Source organism: Devosia riboflavina, from assembly GCF_000743575.1.
GTDB classification, from domain to species: Bacteria; Pseudomonadota; Alphaproteobacteria; order Rhizobiales; family Devosiaceae; genus Devosia; species Devosia riboflavina.
Genome location: NZ_JQGC01000007.1, coordinates 164,895 through 183,216, shown reverse-complemented (window position 1 = coordinate 183,216; position 18,322 = coordinate 164,895). Strand labels below are relative to the sequence as shown.

Here is an 18,322-nt window from a genome sequence, read left to right as displayed (position 1 = left end):
CGTGGCAATCAATGAGACGGCCGGCCCCTGCAGGGAGTGAAGAGAGACCGGCCGATGCCGGATGGCCCCTGGCGTGACCATCCGTAGCGGAGACCTATTGCTTGATGAAATAGGTCGACAGGTTCGACGGCGCCGGGCCCGGATAGAGCCAGCCTTCGATCAGTTCGTCGGGCACGTTGTGCACGTCATTCTTGACCGACCGGTAGAAGCCCGCCGGGGTGGCGACGCCGATGGCGAGGAGTTCTTCGGCCGCAAGGTCGGTGAACTCTTTCATCAGTGCAGCCTGTTCGTCGCCGATCTTGGTCGGAATGAGCGAACGCAGCTCATACATGCGGGCGACATTGGCGGGCGGTTCCACCGGGGTCACGCCTTCCGGTACGGTCGCATTGGGATCTAGGCGCAGAGCGTTCCAGGCGGTCCAGCCCTTCCAGTTGCCCGGCTGCCAGCTGCCATAGTCATTGAGGAAGCGGTTGAGATTGAGCAGCGGCAATTGCCCACAACCATTCTCACCCACCCAGACGCCACCATCCGATTCTGGAGCCGCCAACGAGTTCTGGAACACGTTATCGGCGCGGACATTGATGGTGACATCGAGGCCGGCCTGCTTCCAGGTGCGTTCGATCAGCTGGAACGTATCCACCGTATCGGGACGGAAGTCGGCATTGATATCGATGGAGAACGCGAAGGGCTGGCCGTCGAGACCGACGCGCTTGCCATCTGCCCCCATGGGCAAAACCTTATCGAGATATTCGGCTGCCTTGGCGAGATCGAACTCGGTGAAGTTCTTGGCCATGGCTTCGTTGAAGAACGGCGAGTCACGCAGCGGTGCCGGCTGGAAGGGCTCGCCCTGGCCCAGATAGACCGTGTCGATGATCTCCTGGCGATTGATGGCCAGGGACACGCCCTTGCGGAAATCGGGATTGGAGAAAACCGCCGCCTTGCGCGGATCGGGGCTGTTGACCGAGAAGGTCAAGACGGCTGTGTTATAGTCGCAGCTACGCGACGGCACGAGATGGTAGCCGCCCGCCTCCTGGTTGTCGAAGAACACGGCACGGTTCTGTGGGGTCGACACATTGCGCGGCGACATGGTGATATTGCCCTGGATCGCCTGCAGCAACGTCACTTCCGGATCGGCCGCCAGCGCCCAGACGCGTTCGTCGATATAGGGAAGCTGCTGGCATTCGGGATCGACCGCGAAATAGTAGGGATTGCGGACATAGGTCACGCGTTCCTTGCCAAGCAGCGTATCGGTGCCGATCCAGGCATGCACGGAGGGGCGCTTCGGATCATTGAACTGAGCGGCGTCGTTATAGGTGCCGACATTTGCCTTCCACCAGGCCGCATAATCGGTCTGGCCGGCGTCGGCCATTAGCTTGGCTACGCCCTCGGGATTGGCGTCGATATCGAACTGCTCGAGATAATGCTTGGCAAACTGCACGGCGCGCTGGCCATAGGGGCCGGCCATGTTCTGCAGGAAGAGACCATTGGGGTCTTCATAGGCGAAGGCGACGGTATAGTCGTCGACCTTGGTCACGGTCGGCGCCTTGCCATTGTTCTTGAGCTCGCCACGCGGCCCGCCGGTCATGACCTTAGGATTGTTCTCGACCCGATCCCACCAGAAAAGGATGTCATCGGCGGTAAAAGGCTGGCCGTCCGACCACTTCATGCCTTCGCGCAGATAGATGGTGTAGGTGCGCGCGTCTTCGCTCACATCCCAACCCTTGGCGACGCCGGGCACGACTTCCGAGCCATCGACACTCCAGCGCACCAGCGGCTCGTAACCGAACTGGCGGATATCGGCGATATTGCCGCCGCCCCAGCTATCGATGAACTGGCCACCATAGGTGCCGATTTCCTTGGCCGGCTGGATCACCAGCGGCTCAAGCGGCAGGCGCTCGGCCACCGGCGGCAGCGCACCCGCATCGACCTGCGCCTTGAGCTGCGGCGCCTCGGTGAAACCACTCGCGCAAACCGCGGCATTATCCTGCGCCTGCACCGGCAACACCACCGCGCCAGGCAAGGCCGACGCGCTCAACAGCAGCGATGCCGCCACCAGCCGCGTTACGCCAAAACGTACCTTCTGCATTTGCTTCCCTCCCACAAAATGAACAAGTCGCATTCCTCCGAGGTTCGGCCGGTGGGGATTTGGAGCCGAGAACCTCACCTTGTTGAGGGTGCGTGATGCCCCTCGTAACTAGTCCCCACTTCTATCGGTTTGGTGACGCTATCTTGTAAACGTTTTCAAAACAAGATACGAAAATCGACATGGTCGCGAGATCAGCAAAGTGCTATCGCAAAGGCCTTCCCGGTCACTCTCGATGTGAACAGTGTGCTAACCAAGTGGTAACCATCAAGGACGTCGCGAAGCTGGCCGATGTGTCGATCGCCACCGTGTCGCGCGTGATCAACGGCTACGCCCATGTGCGCCCGGAAGTCCGCGATGCGGTCAACAAGGCCATCGATAGCCTCGGCTATCGCCGCAATGGCCTCGCCAGTTCCTTCCGCACGCAACAGTCTAATATCGTGGGCGTTTTGCTGCGCCAGCAGCGCACCCCCTTCTCCAGCGCTCTCGCCTATGCCATCGAAACCACCATGTTCGACCAGGGCTACCGCGTGCTGCTCTGCTCAACCAATGGCGATGCCGACCGCGAGCAGGCCTATCTCGAAACCATGCTCGACATGCGGGTACAGGGCATAATCATCCGCCCCTCCGCCACCACTGCGCGCACCGTCAAGCAGGTCGCAACCCTGCGCGAGCGCGGCGTTTCCGTAGCCTTCGTCGATATGAAGCCCAAGATCGCCTCGATCAGTTCCGTGGTTTGCGACAATTTTTCGGGCGGCTATCAGGGCATGCGCCACCTTATCGAGCTAGGTCACCGCAAGATCGGCGTTGTCGCCGGCGGCATCGCCCAGCGCGGCGGCAGCCAGGATGTCGGCAGCGAGCGCGTTCGCGGCATCCGTCAGGCGGCACACGACCTTGCCGACGATGTCGAGATCGTCTTCTCGCATCCTTTCGACACCGCCAGTTTTGAAGTGGGCCGCGAAGCGGGCCAGGCCATGATCACAGGCAATCCCGATATCACGGCCATTTTCGGCACCACCGACATGCTCGCCATCGGCGTCATGCACGCCGCCCATGCCCTCGGCCTCGACCTGCCGCGCGACCTGTCGATTCTGGGCTATGACGGCGTCCTCGAATCCGCCGTTACCTTCCCCACGCTTTCCACCATCGCCCAGCCGATCCACGAAATGGGCCAGATCGCCGCCATGACGCTGATCGACCACATGCGCGAAGCCAGCAAATCGCCGCGCCAGGTCGTTCTGGAGAACACCCTCGTCCAGCGCGCCTCGACCATTCCCCTGGAGACCTAGGGACCCCATCGCCCGCCCGGGCCCAGGCGATTATTCAGGTCGATCGCTCGGTTCATCCGTGCAGTTTCATCTCCACGATGCCGCCCTCGGGCCTGACCCGAGAGCCAGTGCAGAAGCCACGGCACTTGCGCTTGTGATGCCAGACTCTCGGGTCAGGCCCGAAGGGAAGCGCGACGGGTAGCTCGCGGAGCGCCCAAGACAAGCACTTTCCCGGCACACGCGAAGCCGCTCGCTCAAGATTTCGAAATCCTCTCAACCACGGCAGCATTATCCCGGAAGCGGGCATCTCTGCTTCTACGCCGGGACGCCCGCCTTCGCGAGAATGACCCCGACGGGAGCGCGAAGGCCTTGCCCAGGCCTGCCCTCCAAGTCCCCGGCGCCTCTCGTCCGGCCGGCACACCAGCGCGCGGCCAAACCACCGCCTTATCCCCGCCCCACACACCTCCGTTATACTGGGCACGACGAGAATGCAGCCTCTCGAAAAAACGTGGTCAGACCAGCAACAGCATCTTTTACAAATTTAGCAGCCAACGCCTCTTGCGGCATAATCTTGAAAACGATTACAAGGTTTGCAGCGACAGCCGATCGTCAAAGGGAAGTCTCATGTCCTCGCCAATCCGGGCCGCCACCACAGCGGAAATCGAACTCGCTCGCCGTCTGGCCCCCGTCATCCGCTTTTGCGACAACGAGCCATTTCTGCCCGGCCGCGTCGGCATTTCGGTGTTGACCGAACCCTGCCGCTCGCCCTCTGCGGCGCTCGACATCACCTTCGGCCCAGGCATCGCCAAGGTCGTCGAATATGCCATCTGGTGGGACTGGGACATCCAGCACCTCTATGAGCTCGAGCACATCTGGCTCAAGCTCGATGCCGACGATCAGGTCGTCGCCGTCGAGGCCAGCGCCCATGGCGGCATCTTCCCCATGGTCTTGGAAAATGGCTCGCTCCCCCGGGAGGCCGGCCGCGTGACACTGGCCTCCGCCCCCGGCAAGCACGCCTTCTCGGCCACGCCGGAAGGCCAGTTGCCGGCCGCCAAGCTGACCGCTCTCTGCTGCCAGGAGCTGGCCGGCCGCGACACCATCCTTGTCAACGACATGTTCCGCACCGCCCTCGATGGCCTCACCGCGGAGGACCATCGTGCGGTAAAACGCTACCTGCAGGCCCGCGCCTTCCTGCCTTCGGTTCATTTCAACCAGCGTTTCGATCTATCCTCGGTCGAATTTTCGTCCTGGGCGGATCTCGTGGCCTGGATTCCGGGCCGAGTCCGGACAGTTCTGGCCGAGGTGCGGCAGCAGCAACCTCTTCTCAAAGCTGTGTTTCTCGACAGCGGTGACACACTGGTCAACGAAGCTACTGAAGTCTTCGACGCCGAGGGCTATGTCATTGAGGCCGGACTTATCCCCGGGGCCCTCGAAATGATCAGCGCCCTCACCGGGGAAGGCTATCGCCTCGCCCTTGTCGCCGACGGCCGCGTCCGCAGTTTTGCCACCATCCTGGGCGGCCACGGTATCGAACCGCATTTCCACGCCCAGGTCATTTCCGAAGCCGAGGGCTGCGAAAAGCCCGACGCGCGCATGTTCCAAAAGGCGATGTCGTCGCTGGGCCTAGCCGAAAGCGACGCCAAAGACATCGTTATGGTCGGCAATCACCTCGAACGCGATATCGGCGGCGCCAACCGGCTGGGGATCGTCAGTATCTGGCAAAGCTGGTCCAAGAAGCGCAGCCACATTCCGGCGAACGAGGATGAAGTCCCGCGCTACACGATCCGGACCCCCGGCGAACTCCCCACGCTTCTTGAAGAAATCGAACGGCAAATGGCAAGATGTCACATGAACCCGATTAAACCAGCGGCATGACAGCCATTTTCGGAGCGATTCGCCGTGACCTTGAAATTCCTCGTGCTGAGTGACCTGCATGTCATGCCCGAAGGGGAATTGTCGGTCACACTGGACACCGGCGCCCGCTTCGAACAAGCGGTCGAGGCGATCACGGCGCGCTATGGCAATGCCGATTTCTGCGTGCTGGCGGGGGATCTTGCCGACCTCGGTCAACCAGCGGCCTATGAGCGGCTCAAGGCCATCATCGACCGTATTCCGATCCCCGTGCACATCACGCTCGGCAATCACGACGATCGCGACAGCTTCCTTTCGGTCTTCGGCCCCAGCCACATTGCGGAGACCGGCAAGGTGGACAAAGCCTTTGATATCAAGGGTTACCGCATCATTCTGCTCGACTCGTCCGAACCCGGGCGCGTCGATGGCGCGCTGACCGCATCACAGATCGAGTGGCTGAAGGCGCGCCTCGGCGAAGCCATGGATCGTCCGGTCATCGTCATTCTCCATCACAACGCCAATGCGCTGCATATCGAATCCGACGACATCCGCATCCTTGAACCCCACGCCTTTATCGACGCACTCAAAACCCATCCCGATATCCGTCAGGTCATCGCCGGCCACGTCCACCTGACCTCAACAGCTGTGTGGCGCGGCATTGCCTTCACCACGCTTTCGGGCGGGCATTATCAATGCACGGTCGACCAGCCGCACGTCCCCATGCGTCGCCTCACCGGCCCCGGGCAGATGGCCTATGTAATCGGCACCGAAGACAGCACCACCGTGCTTTTCGACGACTATATCGACGGCAATACCGAGATATTTCTTGTCGAGGCATGACGGGCGCCGTTACCGGGCACCAAGGCCGGAACCGGACGATGCTGCCCGGTTCCATGAGCGACGAGGGGCATCTTCGCCTTAGCTGAACGGCTGATCGCGGAAAATTTGCTGCAGCACGAAGAACTCATTGAACATGGTCCAGTCCTCGACGATCTTGCCGCCGTCGATGGCAAAGTGGCTGATACCCCACATGCGAACGCGGCGGCCGGTCGGCTTGCCATAGATGCCATAGCCGGTATGGGTGCCGATCAGCGACCAGCGCACCGCCACCTGGTAGCCTTCGGCCTCGTTACCCATCCAGTAGACGTCGTCGACCTGATGCACGAGATCGGGGAACATGGCGAGGCGCGCCACGATGTTTTGCATATAATCGCCAATGCCATAGCTCTGGCGGCCAGAAGGCCCGAAACTCCTAACGTTCTGGGCAACATATTCGCGACTGGTACCGATCAGGCGCCAGTTCCACACATAATGCAGCATGCGTCGGACGAAATCTTCCGGATCGAACGGCCCCTCGGCCGGCGGCGGCATATGGAAGGGCTTTGACTGGCCGCGCAAGCGGTCCGGCTCACCCAGCCCGATCAGCGCGAAATTGTCTGTATCAGTCTGGTTTGCCTTCTCCCGCGCCGCCTCGCGCACATCGAGGCCAAGCTGCTGCACCAGGCTTGCCGAGTTTTCGATCACCCATTCCTGGTAATATTCGTTGCCGATCACCACGCAGTTGGCGACGACCCACCAGGTGCAGCGGCGGCCCGTCGGCGGACCGAACTCGCTCCAGCCGGTATTGGTACCGACGAAGAAGCTGCGATGGGAGGTATGAAAGCCGTTCTCGTCATCGCCCGCCCAGATCACTTCAGCCGGAATCCAGCGCATGTCCGGAAAGGCATTCATCAGCCCCAAAGACCCGGCAATCACCCCGTCGCGGCCCGAGCGCGTGGAAAATTCGTCCTGAATCAGGATGTTGTGCTTATAAAAATCGTAGACATAGCCGATGTCCTTTTCCTCCCAGGCGCGGTGCGTGCCGCGAATGGTGAAATCGACAATGTCGGTATAGTGGTCCTCAAAACCCCGCATCGACTGGCGGCGCTCGCCAGGGAACAGCAATTGCTGATCGGTGCTCATGCGCCCGCGCAGCGAGATCGAGTAATCCGTCGGATTCCTGCGCTTGTGCGGATTGGGCACGAGATCCCTGATTTCGGCCCGCGCGCGATCCGACGGCGGAATCCAGGCTTCGATTGGCTGATTACCCCAATTTTCGATGCGGCCGCGCGCGCCTTTCTTCGGAGCCTTTTCACTCTTGGCAATGGGCGTCATCGTCGCTGCTGTCTCAGCGGATTCATTGGGTTTGCGGGGTTCGTTTGCCATATTTCCCTCTTCAGCATTCGTATGCATCTTACTACTCGATGCGGATGGTTATGGGCTCGCGCGCGCCGGCCAAATGCTGGATCGGCACGAGAATGCGTCGCTCCGGCCTGCTGCGCAAGGGGCGGCGATAGAGCGCCCTGCCCCCACTTTCGACGACCAGCGTGCCCGACACCGGTTCCGTCAGGCGAAGTTGCAAATCGGGCGCGCTGGCGACGTCAGCAGCCAGGCGCTGCGGCACGGAGAACTTGAATGGCGCGCTGACCGAGACGGACACCTGCGCCCCCTTAGGCCTGTCGCGCGCCAAATCTTCGGCTACGCGTTTGCCCAGGGCCAGGCCTTCACGATGGCACCAGCCGGCGGTCTCGATGCCACGTAGCAGATTGCCGGTGGCGAAATAGACGGGATCGGAGCAGCGATGAACCTGATCGACTGCCGGCCCGCCGCTGGCTCTGTCCACGACGATATGACTTAACCGCGCCAGACTCGATTCCGGAATGAACTGCCCGGTCAGCAAGACGCCATCACAGGCAATCTCGACCGCCCCGCGGCCCTCGCGCACTACCGCAACGCTCTCGACCCGCCCAACACCGCCAATGGCTTGTACCTGCGCCCGATAGTGCACGGGAATGCCCAGCAGGTGCGGAAAAAATCCCAGCGGCCATCGCGCGACCGCCTGGTCGCCGCCAGTGACGATGGCTTGCGGCCGAATGCCGTGCGCCATGCAGGTCCAGATGGACGACAGGCTCACCAGTTCCGTGCCGACGATCACCGGACGTCGAAACGGCGCCAGCCCCTGCAGATAGATATAAGCCTGCAACGCGCCGGTATTCATGACACCGAGCGGCCGATCGCCGCCCACCAGCCGCGCCGCCCGGCTCATTTCGCGCGCGCCGGTCGCGAGAACCACGCGCCGCGCAACGATCTCCAGGCTACCGGCGGGATTGGCAACCATCAACCGCCCCTCAGGCTGCAACGCCACCACCGAATGTCGCGTCAAAATCTCGACACCAGCCTGAACGGCCCGCCGCACCAGCGCCCGTGCATAGGAAGGACCACTCATCAGCCTGCCGAATTCACGCATGCCAAAGGCGGGATGCCCGCAATGGCGCGGCACACCACCCGCCTCGGGCTCGCGCTCGATCACCACGACGCGTTCGATACCAGCCTTTCGCAGTGCCATGGCGGCACCGAGCCCGGCCGGCCCGCCGCCCACAATCGCTACATCGACCTTCATGACGCTGCCGCCATGGGCGGATCGAGCCGCCCTTCGCTCAGGCGCGCCACATTGGCCGAGCAATAAAACCCCTGGCAGCGCCCCATACAGGCCCTCGTCCGCCGCTTCAGTCCGCCGAGATCACCCGGCGGCACGGCGGTGTCGAACGTCGCCGCGATCTCCCGCTCCGTCACCAGTTCACAATGGCAGATTATTGTGCCGTGATTTTCCGCCTGCCAATCGCGCGGCGCCATTTCCGAAATGTTGGGCATTGGCTTCACTACTGGCTCGGCCAGTGCGCTGATCTCCAACCCCATCGCCCGCAGTTCGCCCGCCGCAAACTGCGCCAAGCCCAGCGCCGCCGTCAGCCCCGTCGAGCGAATGCCGCCCAAGGTCAGGAACTGCCGCCCATCCTCGCGCCGAATACGATAGTGCTTCTGCTCGCTGGCCGGCCGCAGCCCGGCATAGATGGCATTGACCGGCACATCGGCCAGTTCGGGGATCATGGCCACGGCAGCATCGTGCAAAATTTCGAGCGTCGCTTCATCGGTTCGCGCATGCACGCGATCGTCCTGCTCCTCCGCCGTGGGGCCCACCAGCACATTGCCGAAAGCCGTGCGAGCCAGAACCACGCCCTTGGTCCGCTCGGTCGGCACCGGCAATATAATGGTCCGCATCAGCTTGGCGGCCATCTTGTCGAAAACTAGAAACTGCCCTTTTCGCGGCTTTATGGAGAAATGCGCGTCACCGAGCAGGCTCGCTTCAAGCCGATCACCAAACAAGCCCGCGCAATTGACAACGAAACGAGCGCGCAACGGACCTGAACTGGTATCGAGCGCCCATTCATCATCGGCAAAACGACCGCCGATCACCTCGGTGCTGCGCAGAAATTCCGCGCCATTTACCACCGCCTGCGTCAGGTAGGCCAGAGGCGCACTCCAGGGGTCGATGACATGCTCGCCCGGCACCAGCACAGCGCCCAATGACGGCGCCAGATGGGGCTCGCGCGCCGCCACGGCCGCCCCATCGACAAGGACCGCATCGCCCACGCCATTGCCGTGCGCCTGGGCCAGAATGCCGTCGAGCTTGCTGAGCTGCTCTTCATTCCAGGCGATCACCATACCGCCGGTTTCGAGCAACGGCAGATTCAGCTCCGCCCGTATGGCTAGATATTCGGCATAGCCCGCCTGCATGCACTGGAGTTCAAGCGAACCCGCCGGCGCATCAAAGCCAGTATGCAGCAGCGCACTATTGGCCTTGCTCGCGCCAGAAAGAATATCAGCGCCCTTTTCGATCAGCACCACGCGGGCACCATCAAGCGTCAGCCGCCGCGCCACCGCGCAGCCGACCACGCCGCCGCCAACAATGGCGACATCGTAGCAATTGCTTTTCACAGCGAGCTCTGGCACGTTCAATTCCACATTTGAATGACTATTCGGTAGTTTCTTTTGACCGAACTGTCAATTGGAGTTGATATGCGGCCGGACGAAAGACGCGAGAAAATTCTGGATGCCGTGCGCCTCAACCAAAAGGTCAGCGTCGACGAACTGGCCGACACGCTCGACATCTCGCGCGAAACCATTCGCCGCGACCTTAACGAATTGGCTGACCGGGGACTGGTCAGAAAAATCCATGGCGGCGCCATTCTGCCCGATCCGCAAGGCGAAGGTGCTTTTGCCGCCCGCCTCACCGAACGCGCCGCCGAAAAGCGCGCCATCGCCCGCCGGGCCGGGGAATTGTTTCAGCCTGGGGACACGCTCTTTGTCGACACCGGCACGACGACGATCGCCTTCGCCGAAGAAATCTCTCGCCGCCATGGCCTGACTGTCATCACCAATTCCTTGGCGATTGCCCAGATTCTCGGCCGCTCTGGCAATGGCCATTCGATCTATCTCATCGGTGGCGCCTTCAGCGATGATGCTTCCGAAACCCTCGGCCCGCTGGCTGTCGAGCAGATCGGCAGCTTTCACGCCGAGCACGCCGTACTCACCGTTGGCGCCATCAGCGCTGCGGGCTTGCTCGACTACAATGTCGAAGAGTCCCGGATCGCGCTGGCAATGATCCGCCAGGCCCGCCGCGTTACCGTACTCGCCGACGACAGCAAATTGGGCCGTCAGGCGCTATTCCCGGTCGCCCCGCTGCGCCAGGTCCATCGTCTCGTCACCAATGCCGCCCCCAATGCTGATCTCGCGCTGGCGCTCGATGACGCCGCAGTCGAGGTCATTCTTGCGAATGACTGAACAGTCAATTATTGTGACTGAACGGCTAACGAGGGTGCAAGCATGAAAGTGGCGGCGATCGACCAGGGAACGACTTCCACCCGAGCCCTCGTGATCGCTGAGGGCAAGATGCCTGAAGTCGTCGCCCGCCACCGCCAGCAGCAGTTCTATCCGCAGGCAGGCTGGGTCGAGCACAACCCCAACGAACTCCTGGCCCATATCCGGGCCTGCCTCATCGAAGCCGGAACGGTCGACGCCATAGCCATCGCCAATCAGGGCGAAAGCTGCCTCGCCTGGGACGCTCTGACCGGCGAGCCCCTATCCCCCGTCATCGTCTGGCAGGACATGCGCACGGCCCCGGCCCTTGCGGAATGGGGCGAGATGCAACGTGCAAAAGTCCTCGCATCTTCGGGGCTTCCCGCCGACGCCTATTTTTCGGCATCCAAGCTCGCCTGGCTTTTGAAGAACTGTCTGCCGGTCGCGGCCGCGCATCATGCCGGTCGCCTACGCCTCGGCACCACCGACGCCTTCTTCCTGCACAACCTCGCCGGACACTGCGTCACCGACATCACCACCGCCTCGCGTACCGGGCTGATGAACATTGAAACCTTGGACTGGGACGCCGAGCTTTGTGCGGTGTTCGGCGTCCCATTGGAAACGTTGCCCCCCATCGTTCCTTCCATGGGCGATTTCGGCTCGATCAACGGCATCCCTGTTCGCGCCAGCATGGTGGATCAGCAGGCCGCACTTTATGGACACGGCTGCCGCTTGCCCGGCGATGCAAAGGTCACTTTCGGCACGGGCGCATTCGTTCTGGCCGTGTCGGACCATCTCGTCCGCGCCCCCGAACGCGGCATTCTGCCGACCATAGGCTGGTCCGGTCCCGATGGGGTCACCCGCGCCGTCGATGGCGGCGTCTATGATGCAGGCTCTGCGGTGGAATGGGCCAAGCGCCTTGGACTCTTTTCCGATTTCGCCGAACTAGAGGCATTCGATCGTCCAGCCGCAATCTCTCGCAACTTGGCCTGTGTACCCGCCCTATCGGGTCTCGCCGCACCCCATTGGGACCGACACGCCGGTAGTCTCTTCATTGGCATGACAGCGGATACGGACAAACGCGACCTCTGCCAGGCACTCTTGGAAGGTATTGCCTTTCTCACCGCCGATGTGGTCGCCGCGCTCGATGCGGAAACGCCTCTTGGCCCAAAATTCTCCGTCGATGGGGGCCTGTCCCAGAGCCGCTATTTCCGCCAGGTGCTGGCCAATGCCACCGGGCGCACTATCGTGACCCACACCGTTACCGAACTCACCTGCGTCGGCCTCGCGCAATTGGCAGCGGGTGGCGCGCTCGATGTCGACCTGGGCCAGAGAACGGAAATCACGCCGGAAGGCGATTGGTCCCAGAACAGGGCCCGGTTTGCGGCCGCCGTCAGCAAGAGCAAAGGGTGGCGGGCGTCTTGAATAGGCCCGATCCGGGACCATTCCTTCCGCGCAAGTAAAAGGGCCGGCGCAACGCACCGGCCCCTGTCAATTCAGCAACCAGCGCCTATTGCGCCAAGCCTACTTCAGCTGCCAACTGGCCGAGCTTCACCTGCACCAGCAGGCTCAACTCGTCATAGACATTCCACTCGTCGACAATCTTGCCGTTCTTCCAGTGATAATGGCTCATGCCCATTACCTGCACGCGCTTGCCGGTCGGGTCGCCCAGCGTGCCGAGAATACCATAGCCCAGGTGATGACCTTCCATGATCCAGCGGACGGCAACCTTGGTGCCGCCTTCGTCGCAGGGATTGGAGGCAACATGCTGGACTTCGAAACTCGCGTCCGGCAGGGAGCCAATTAGGCCCAGATGCTGATGGATGATGGCGGCGTGGCCATAGAGTTCCTTCATCAGCGGCCCATGATACTGCGCGTTCGGCGCATAATCCTGGGCGATACGGCCGAACATGCGTTTGGTGAAGACCTCGTGCAGCATTTCGATCGTCTGCGCTTCCACGTCGTTATGCGCGAGCGACGTATCGGCCTTTTCCGCCGGCGGCGTCTGGCCGAGGAAGCGGCGGTTTTCGCCGATGTCGAGCGAGATCAGTCCCGCATCGAACTTGGACTTGGCCGTCTTCATGGCAAAGTGGTGCGGGTCGAGACCAAGCTGCTGAATGATGGCCATGGTGTCGGCCACGACCCATTCGCGATAGATCTTGTTCTCAAAAATCATGCAGTCGGCAATCGTGCGGCTGACGAAGGGGCGCCCCGTCGGCTGGCCGAGATGACCATATTGAGTGTGGCGGCCCGAGCCAGTCACGAGATGGCTGGTATAAAAACCATCCTTGTCATTGCCGTTCCAGATCACTTGGGTGCCCATGCCGCGGCGCTCGGGGAAGGAAACCAGGCGCTGAATGGTGTCGCGCACCACGTCTTCGCGATTATAGATCGTGCCGGTGGTGCCATAGAGCACGCAGTTATGCGTGTAGTGCGTGTAGATCAGGCCGATATCGCGTTCGTCCCAGATCTTATGGGTGCAGCGAATGATGTAGTCGACGATGTCGGTATAGATCTCATCGAACCCAGCCAGGGACTGCGACCGCGGACGATTGGTCGGTGCCAGGTCGGGATAGTCGTGGCGCTCGACCTGCAGCACGTTTTCCACGGCGACGGGCGAAGCGCCCTTGGTCTTGGGATTGCTCGTTGCGTCGCTCATTTCCGCTCCTTGGGTCTGTGACGGCTCGTTCGAGAATTTTTCGGGAGGCCAGCTCAACCAGTCGCGCACATGACGCGCCACCGCGGCCGGATTTTCAAGCGGGCTGAAATGCCCGGATTTCGGAATGGTGAAGTAGCGCGCGCCGGCGATGCCGGCGGCGAGCTCTTCATGGCCTTCGAGGCGGCAGATCTTTTCATCTTCACCCGCAAGGATCAGCACTGGCATCCCCATAGTGCCGAGCCGTCTTCTGCTGTCCTTACGGTGAATGGCGACTTCCGACTGCGCGGCCAAAACCTCCGCGCCGGCATCACGCGCCATGGCGAGAATGGCTTCGAGTAGCTTTTCGTCCCCCGCGTTGGCAGGCGAAACGAGCTTATGCCAGCTATCGAGAATATATCCATCCATCCCCTCGCCCCGCGCCTTTTCGGCAGCGGCGCGACGCGTTCCGGCGTTGGCCTCGGGATCAGGTGCGGCCGTCGTGTCGAGCAGCGCCAGACGCTCGATCCGCTCCGGCGCCTGTGCCGCCATTTCGAGCGCCACGATACCGCCAAGCGAAAAACCGAGCAGCGCGAACCGCTCCGGCGCCATCTCCAAAAGCCTTGCCGCAAGCTCCGGTGTCGTCGTCGCGCCGGTCATCGGCAGCACGCGGATATCGTGGTGATCAAGTTCGGCCAGCAGAGGCGCAAACAGCCGCTCGTCACACACCGTGCCCGGCAAGAGGAGCAGCGGCACGGCACGCGCACCCGCCATTTTTCGCTCCGGATCGGAATGGGCCTGACTATTCATCGCTATCGGTCACGGGCTGGGCTTCGACGAAAGATCGAAGCGCTCCTCACCAAAAAACTCTGGCAAATTTTGAATACGTATGCAAGAACATTCTCAGCCCAAAGGAGACGCCAGATGTTAGCAGTCTGCTAACGCATTGCCGTCCCCCGCTATCGTTTCGGAGACCGATGCAATGACCAATTCCCCCTTCCCCGGCGTCACCTATGTGAAGGCGCCCGAGCGCTCCTCGATCAGCGACAATGCGCCGGTCGAAACCCTGGTCGCCGAGATCATCGCCAATGTCCGCGCCAATGGCGACAAGGCGGTACGGGAATATTCGGCCAAGTTCGACAAGTCCGACATCGACGTCTTCGAGGTCACCCCGGCCGAACGAGAAGCCGCACTTGCCGAACTCGATCCGCAAACGCGCCGAGATACCGAATTTGCTATTGAAAATGTTCGCAAATTTGCCCAGGCGCAGCTCGCTACCATCCTGCCGCTCGAGGTGGAAACCTTGCCGGGTGTCCACATGGGCCACCGCGTCATCCCCATCCACCGCGTCGGCTGCTATGTTCCCGGCGGCCGCTATCCGCTGCTCTCCGCCCCGATCATGACAATCGTGCCGGCCAAGGTTGCCGGCGTCGACGAAGTCATCGCCTGCCTTCCGCCCAATGCCCACAAGGCCATGATCGCCGGCTGCCATCTTTCTGGCGCGGATAGGATTTTCCGTATCGGTGGCGCCCAGGCTATCGCCGCCATGGCCTATGGCACCGAGACCGTTCCGGCCGTCAACAAGATCGTCGGCCCCGGCAATGCTTTCGTCAACGAAGCCAAGCGTCAGGTCTTCGGCCCCGTCGGCATCGACCAACTCGCTGGCCCATCAGAGATTTTCGTCGTCGCCGACAAGACCGGCGATGCTGAAATGATCGCGACGGACCTCCTCGCCCAGGCCGAACACGACATCCGCACCCGCGTCGGCCTCATCACCACCGACAAGGCCTTGGCCGAAGCCGTGCTCAAGGAAGTCGAAGCCCAGCTCCAGACGCTCTCCACGGCCAATACCGCCCGCGAAGCCTGGATCAACTATGGCGAAATCACCGTCTGCGAGGACGAAGCCGCAATGATCGCCTATTCCGACCTGATCGCCGCAGAACACCTGCAGGTCCATACCGCGGACGCCCAGGCCTTCGCCAAAAAGCTGAGGAATTACGGCAGCTTGTTCATTGGCGAACTCGCCAGCGTCGTCTATTCCGACAAGTGCTCGGGCACCAACCACACCCTCCCCACCATGGGCGCAGGCGCCTATACCGGCGGCCTCTGGGTGGGTGCCTATGTGAAAATCGCCACTCACCAGTGGCTCGACGAAGAAGGCGTCAAGCAGGTCGCCCCACCTGCCGCCCGCCAATCCGCCAGCGAAGGCCTCGAAGGCCACCGCCGCGCCGCCCAACTGCGCCTCGATCGCATGCAGGCTAAGGCAAACTAGGCAAAAAGGCCGGCGGAAACGCCGGCCTTTTCATTTCGTCGCCATTAGCGCTCGCACCTTGGTCCGGTCTTCCTCACTGGCGGGATTGAACACGACGAGCCCAAGATCCGGATGCCCATCCACAGCAAAGGTGGAAAATTCCAGCGACAGATCGCCTGCCGCAACCGTGCGCAGCCGCTTGATGCCTTCGCCATGCGCCAGCACATCGCCGGCCGCCCACATCTCGCGAAATTCCGCGCTGTCGCGGTTCAGTTCCTCGATCAGCGCTTCTGTTTCCGGCGACATACCGGCCCGCAAGAGGTCGCGGCGCACAGTGCCCACAACCGAACGGGCCACCAGCTCCCAGTCGATCAGGTGACCGCGTCGTCCATATTTGAAAAGATTGCGCAGGAGGTTGCGGCCTTCCGGCGGCACCTGACTGTAATCCGTCAGCACGACACTGGCGGCGTGGTTCCAGGCCAGCACCGTCCATTCCGGCGTCTTGACGATCGCCGGACTCTCGCCAAAGGCATCAAGCACGCGTTGCAACTGCGGTGTCACGCCAGACTGATCCGTCCGCTCTATCTTGGGAGGCCGCTGCTGGGCGAGGAGATAGAGATGTTCGCGCTCCTCGTCATTGAGCGCCAGTGCGCGCGCGAGACGATCGAGCACATCGGCCGATGGCGCGCCGCCCCTGCCCTGTTCGAGCCAAGTGTACCAGGTGGCGCTCACATGAGCGAGCTGTGCAACTTCCTCGCGCCGCAACCCCGGCGTGCGGCGCCGCTCGAGCGGCAGACCGAAAGCCGCCGGATCAAGCCGGGCTCGTCTTTCGCGCAGAAAAATGCCGAGAGGGTTATCCATGCCGAGCCTGTTAGTCGCCATACCATTATAACGTCCCGGCTTTTTCGCCGGACCGCTGCGCAATAGGTCTGCTGCTATCACGCAAAGATAGGGATACACCATGCGCGTATTTGTAACCGGCGCCACCGGATTTGTTGGCTCCGCTGTGGTTTCCGAGCTGAGAGCCCATGGCCACGAGATCATCGGCCTCGCCCGTTCACCCGAGGCTCAGGCATCGCTAAGTCAGAAAGGCGCCACGCCCCATGTTGGCTCGCTCACGGACCTCGAGAGCCTTGTCGCTGGTGCAAGGAACGCCGATGCCGTCATGCACCTGGCTTTCATCCACGATTTTTCCAATTTCAGCACTGCTGCTCAAACCGACGCAATGGCCATCGCTACCCTGGGCGAAGCGCTTGTCGGCACAGGCAAAAAGCTGATCGTCACCTCGGGCATTGGTCTCCTGACGCCGGGCAAAGTGCTCGACGAAAACGACCTGCCCAATATCTCAGGCCATGGCCGTCTTTCCGAAGCCAGTGCCATGGCTTTTGCCGATCGCGGCGTCGCTGTCGGTCTTGTCCGCCTGCCGCCGACCGTCCATGGTCATGGCGATCACGGTTTTGTGCCGACGCTGATCGATATAGCGCGAGCCAAGGGCTCGGCAGGTTATGTCGCGTCAGGTCAGAACCGCTGGCCCGCGGTACACGTCGCCGATGCTGCAAGGGTTTACCGGAAAATCCTGGAAACTGAAGCCGATCAGACCCGGTATCACCCCGTTGCGGAGCAAGGCATTGCCTTCAAGGACATTGCAGGCATGATCGGCCACAAGCTCGGTGTGCCTGTCGTCTCTGTAACGCGCGAAGAAGCCAGCGAGCATTTCGGCTGGATCGGCAATTTCGCCCAACTCGATATCCCGGCCGATAGCGCCTTGACCCGGGCGACGCTGGATTGGCAGCCAAAAGGCCCGAGCCTGCTCGATGACCTCGAAACCGGCACCTATTTCGATGCCGGGCGAGGCGGCATTAGCTGATCTTGTCGGCCTCGAGCCAAGCGGCGCGTAGCTTTTCGATATTGAAACCTGGAGCCCGCGCCGCCGAAAGGATCGGCACTTCCTTGCGCATTACGACATCGATTGCCCAGGGCATGCGCTCGATGTGCTCGGCAGGAACGACCACAGCGCCATGACGATCGGCATGGATCAGATCATCTGGCCGTACGGTCATGCCGAAGATAGTGACGGGGCAATCAAGCTCCGTCACATGCACGAAAGCGTGGCTTGGTCCGACGGCGCCGGCGATCACCTGATAGCCCTCATCGAGCATACCGAGATCGCGCAGCACGCCATTGGTGACGGTGCCAGCAACGCCCAGCCCCTTGTGCTGAGCCACCTGCATTTCCCCCCAGAAGCCACCGATGACATGGGGCCAATCAGCGTCTTCGATGACCGCAACGGTCGGCCCCTCGCCCGCCGAGACATATTCATAATACTGCATGCGGAGGGCCCGCACCTCGACCGCCGGCTTCTGGGCCGGCGAAGAGGCGCGGATTTTGGCCGTACGCGCAAAGCCTACCACCGGGGGTAGGCTGGGATCAGCACAGACTACCGGATGCTTGGTAAAGCCCTCGGCGGTGCGTCCGCCCATGACATGCTCCAGCGCGTTGCATACGGTCGGTGTGTCGGCTTTGCGCAGGGCCGAAAGGGCGTCGGACGATATCTTTGCCAT

General features: G+C 61.9%; 14 protein-coding genes. 7 read left to right on the top strand and 7 right to left on the bottom strand.

Annotated elements, in window-relative coordinates; all coding sequences use genetic code 11:
• Positions 1 to 94 precede the first annotated feature (94 nt).
• Positions 95 to 2,086, bottom strand: coding sequence for an ABC transporter substrate-binding protein (locus JP75_RS10050; RefSeq protein ID WP_051960565.1), 1,992 nt, complete (start codon positions 2,084 to 2,086; stop codon positions 95 to 97).
• Between the two features lie 254 nt (positions 2,087 to 2,340).
• Between JP75_RS10050 and JP75_RS10045 the strand changes: the two genes are divergently transcribed.
• The 3 genes from JP75_RS10045 to JP75_RS10035 all read left to right on the top strand — a co-directional run bounded on the left by JP75_RS10045 (position 2,341) and on the right by JP75_RS10035 (position 6,042).
• Entirely contained in the window at positions 2,341 to 3,372 is a 1,032-nt protein-coding gene (locus tag JP75_RS10045; RefSeq protein ID WP_051960564.1) for a LacI family DNA-binding transcriptional regulator, read from the top strand.
• A 603-nt stretch (positions 3,373 to 3,975) separates the two neighbouring features.
• Entirely contained in the window at positions 3,976 to 5,226 is a 1,251-nt protein-coding gene (locus JP75_RS26855; RefSeq protein ID WP_201772920.1) for an HAD family hydrolase, read from the top strand.
• Between the two features lie 24 nt (positions 5,227 to 5,250).
• Positions 5,251 to 6,042, top strand: a complete 792-nt coding sequence (locus JP75_RS10035; protein ID WP_035082371.1) for a metallophosphoesterase — start codon at positions 5,251 to 5,253, stop codon at positions 6,040 to 6,042.
• Positions 6,043 to 6,120: 78 nt separating this feature from the next.
• Here the strand turns inward: JP75_RS10035 and JP75_RS10030 are convergent, their stop codons facing one another.
• Genes JP75_RS10030 through JP75_RS10020 form a run of 3 tightly spaced genes read right to left on the bottom strand, consistent with a single transcriptional unit; the run spans position 6,121 to position 10,029 of the window.
• Complete coding sequence (locus tag JP75_RS10030; protein ID WP_051960563.1) at positions 6,121 to 7,407, bottom strand: ester cyclase; 1,287 nt, start codon at positions 7,405 to 7,407, stop codon at positions 6,121 to 6,123.
• Positions 7,408 to 7,438: 31 nt separating this feature from the next.
• The gene (locus tag JP75_RS10025; protein ID WP_035082370.1) at positions 7,439 to 8,641 is read right to left on the bottom strand and encodes an FAD-dependent oxidoreductase; all 1,203 of its coding nucleotides are present in this window, start codon (positions 8,639 to 8,641) and stop codon (positions 7,439 to 7,441) included.
• Positions 8,638 to 10,029 carry an NAD(P)/FAD-dependent oxidoreductase gene (locus tag JP75_RS10020; RefSeq protein ID WP_035082506.1) on the bottom strand — a complete coding sequence of 464 codons (1,392 nt, stop codon included), beginning with the start codon at positions 10,027 to 10,029 and terminating at the stop codon, positions 8,638 to 8,640. The genes JP75_RS10025 and JP75_RS10020 overlap by 4 nt, the downstream gene beginning before the upstream one ends.
• Before the next feature lie 66 nt (positions 10,030 to 10,095).
• On the opposite strand from JP75_RS10020, the gene JP75_RS10015 reads away from it, so the two are divergent.
• Positions 10,096 to 10,860 (top strand): DeoR/GlpR family DNA-binding transcription regulator, encoded by a 765-nt coding sequence (locus tag JP75_RS10015; RefSeq protein ID WP_035082369.1) that lies wholly within the window; start codon positions 10,096 to 10,098, stop codon positions 10,858 to 10,860.
• Positions 10,861 to 10,902: 42 nt separating this feature from the next.
• Positions 10,903 to 12,300 carry an FGGY family carbohydrate kinase gene (locus tag JP75_RS10010; protein WP_035082368.1) on the top strand — a complete coding sequence of 466 codons (1,398 nt, stop codon included), beginning with the start codon at positions 10,903 to 10,905 and terminating at the stop codon, positions 12,298 to 12,300.
• Positions 12,301 to 12,385: 85 nt separating this feature from the next.
• Here JP75_RS10010 and JP75_RS27015 read toward each other — a convergent pair whose 3' ends face one another.
• Entirely contained in the window at positions 12,386 to 14,284 is a 1,899-nt protein-coding gene (locus tag JP75_RS27015; RefSeq protein WP_244446294.1) for an alpha/beta fold hydrolase, read from the bottom strand.
• A 208-nt stretch (positions 14,285 to 14,492) separates the two neighbouring features.
• Here JP75_RS27015 and hisD point away from each other — a divergent pair, with 208 nt between their 5' ends.
• Positions 14,493 to 15,782 (top strand): histidinol dehydrogenase, encoded by a 1,290-nt coding sequence (gene hisD, locus JP75_RS09995; RefSeq protein ID WP_035082367.1) that lies wholly within the window; start codon positions 14,493 to 14,495, stop codon positions 15,780 to 15,782.
• A 30-nt stretch (positions 15,783 to 15,812) separates the two neighbouring features.
• Here the strand turns inward: hisD and JP75_RS09990 are convergent, their stop codons facing one another.
• On the bottom strand, positions 15,813 to 16,622 hold the full coding sequence (locus JP75_RS09990; RefSeq protein ID WP_035082366.1) for a helix-turn-helix transcriptional regulator: 810 nt from the start codon (positions 16,620 to 16,622) through the stop codon (positions 15,813 to 15,815).
• A gap of 100 nt (positions 16,623 to 16,722) precedes the next feature.
• On the opposite strand from JP75_RS09990, the gene JP75_RS09985 reads away from it, so the two are divergent.
• Entirely contained in the window at positions 16,723 to 17,628 is a 906-nt protein-coding gene (locus JP75_RS09985) for an SDR family oxidoreductase (protein ID WP_035082365.1), read from the top strand.
• Here the strand turns inward: JP75_RS09985 and JP75_RS09980 are convergent.
• Positions 17,621 to 18,322, bottom strand: coding sequence for an RraA family protein (locus tag JP75_RS09980; protein WP_035082364.1), 702 nt, complete (start codon positions 18,320 to 18,322; stop codon positions 17,621 to 17,623). The two genes, JP75_RS09985 and JP75_RS09980, sit on opposite strands and share 8 nt — an antisense overlap.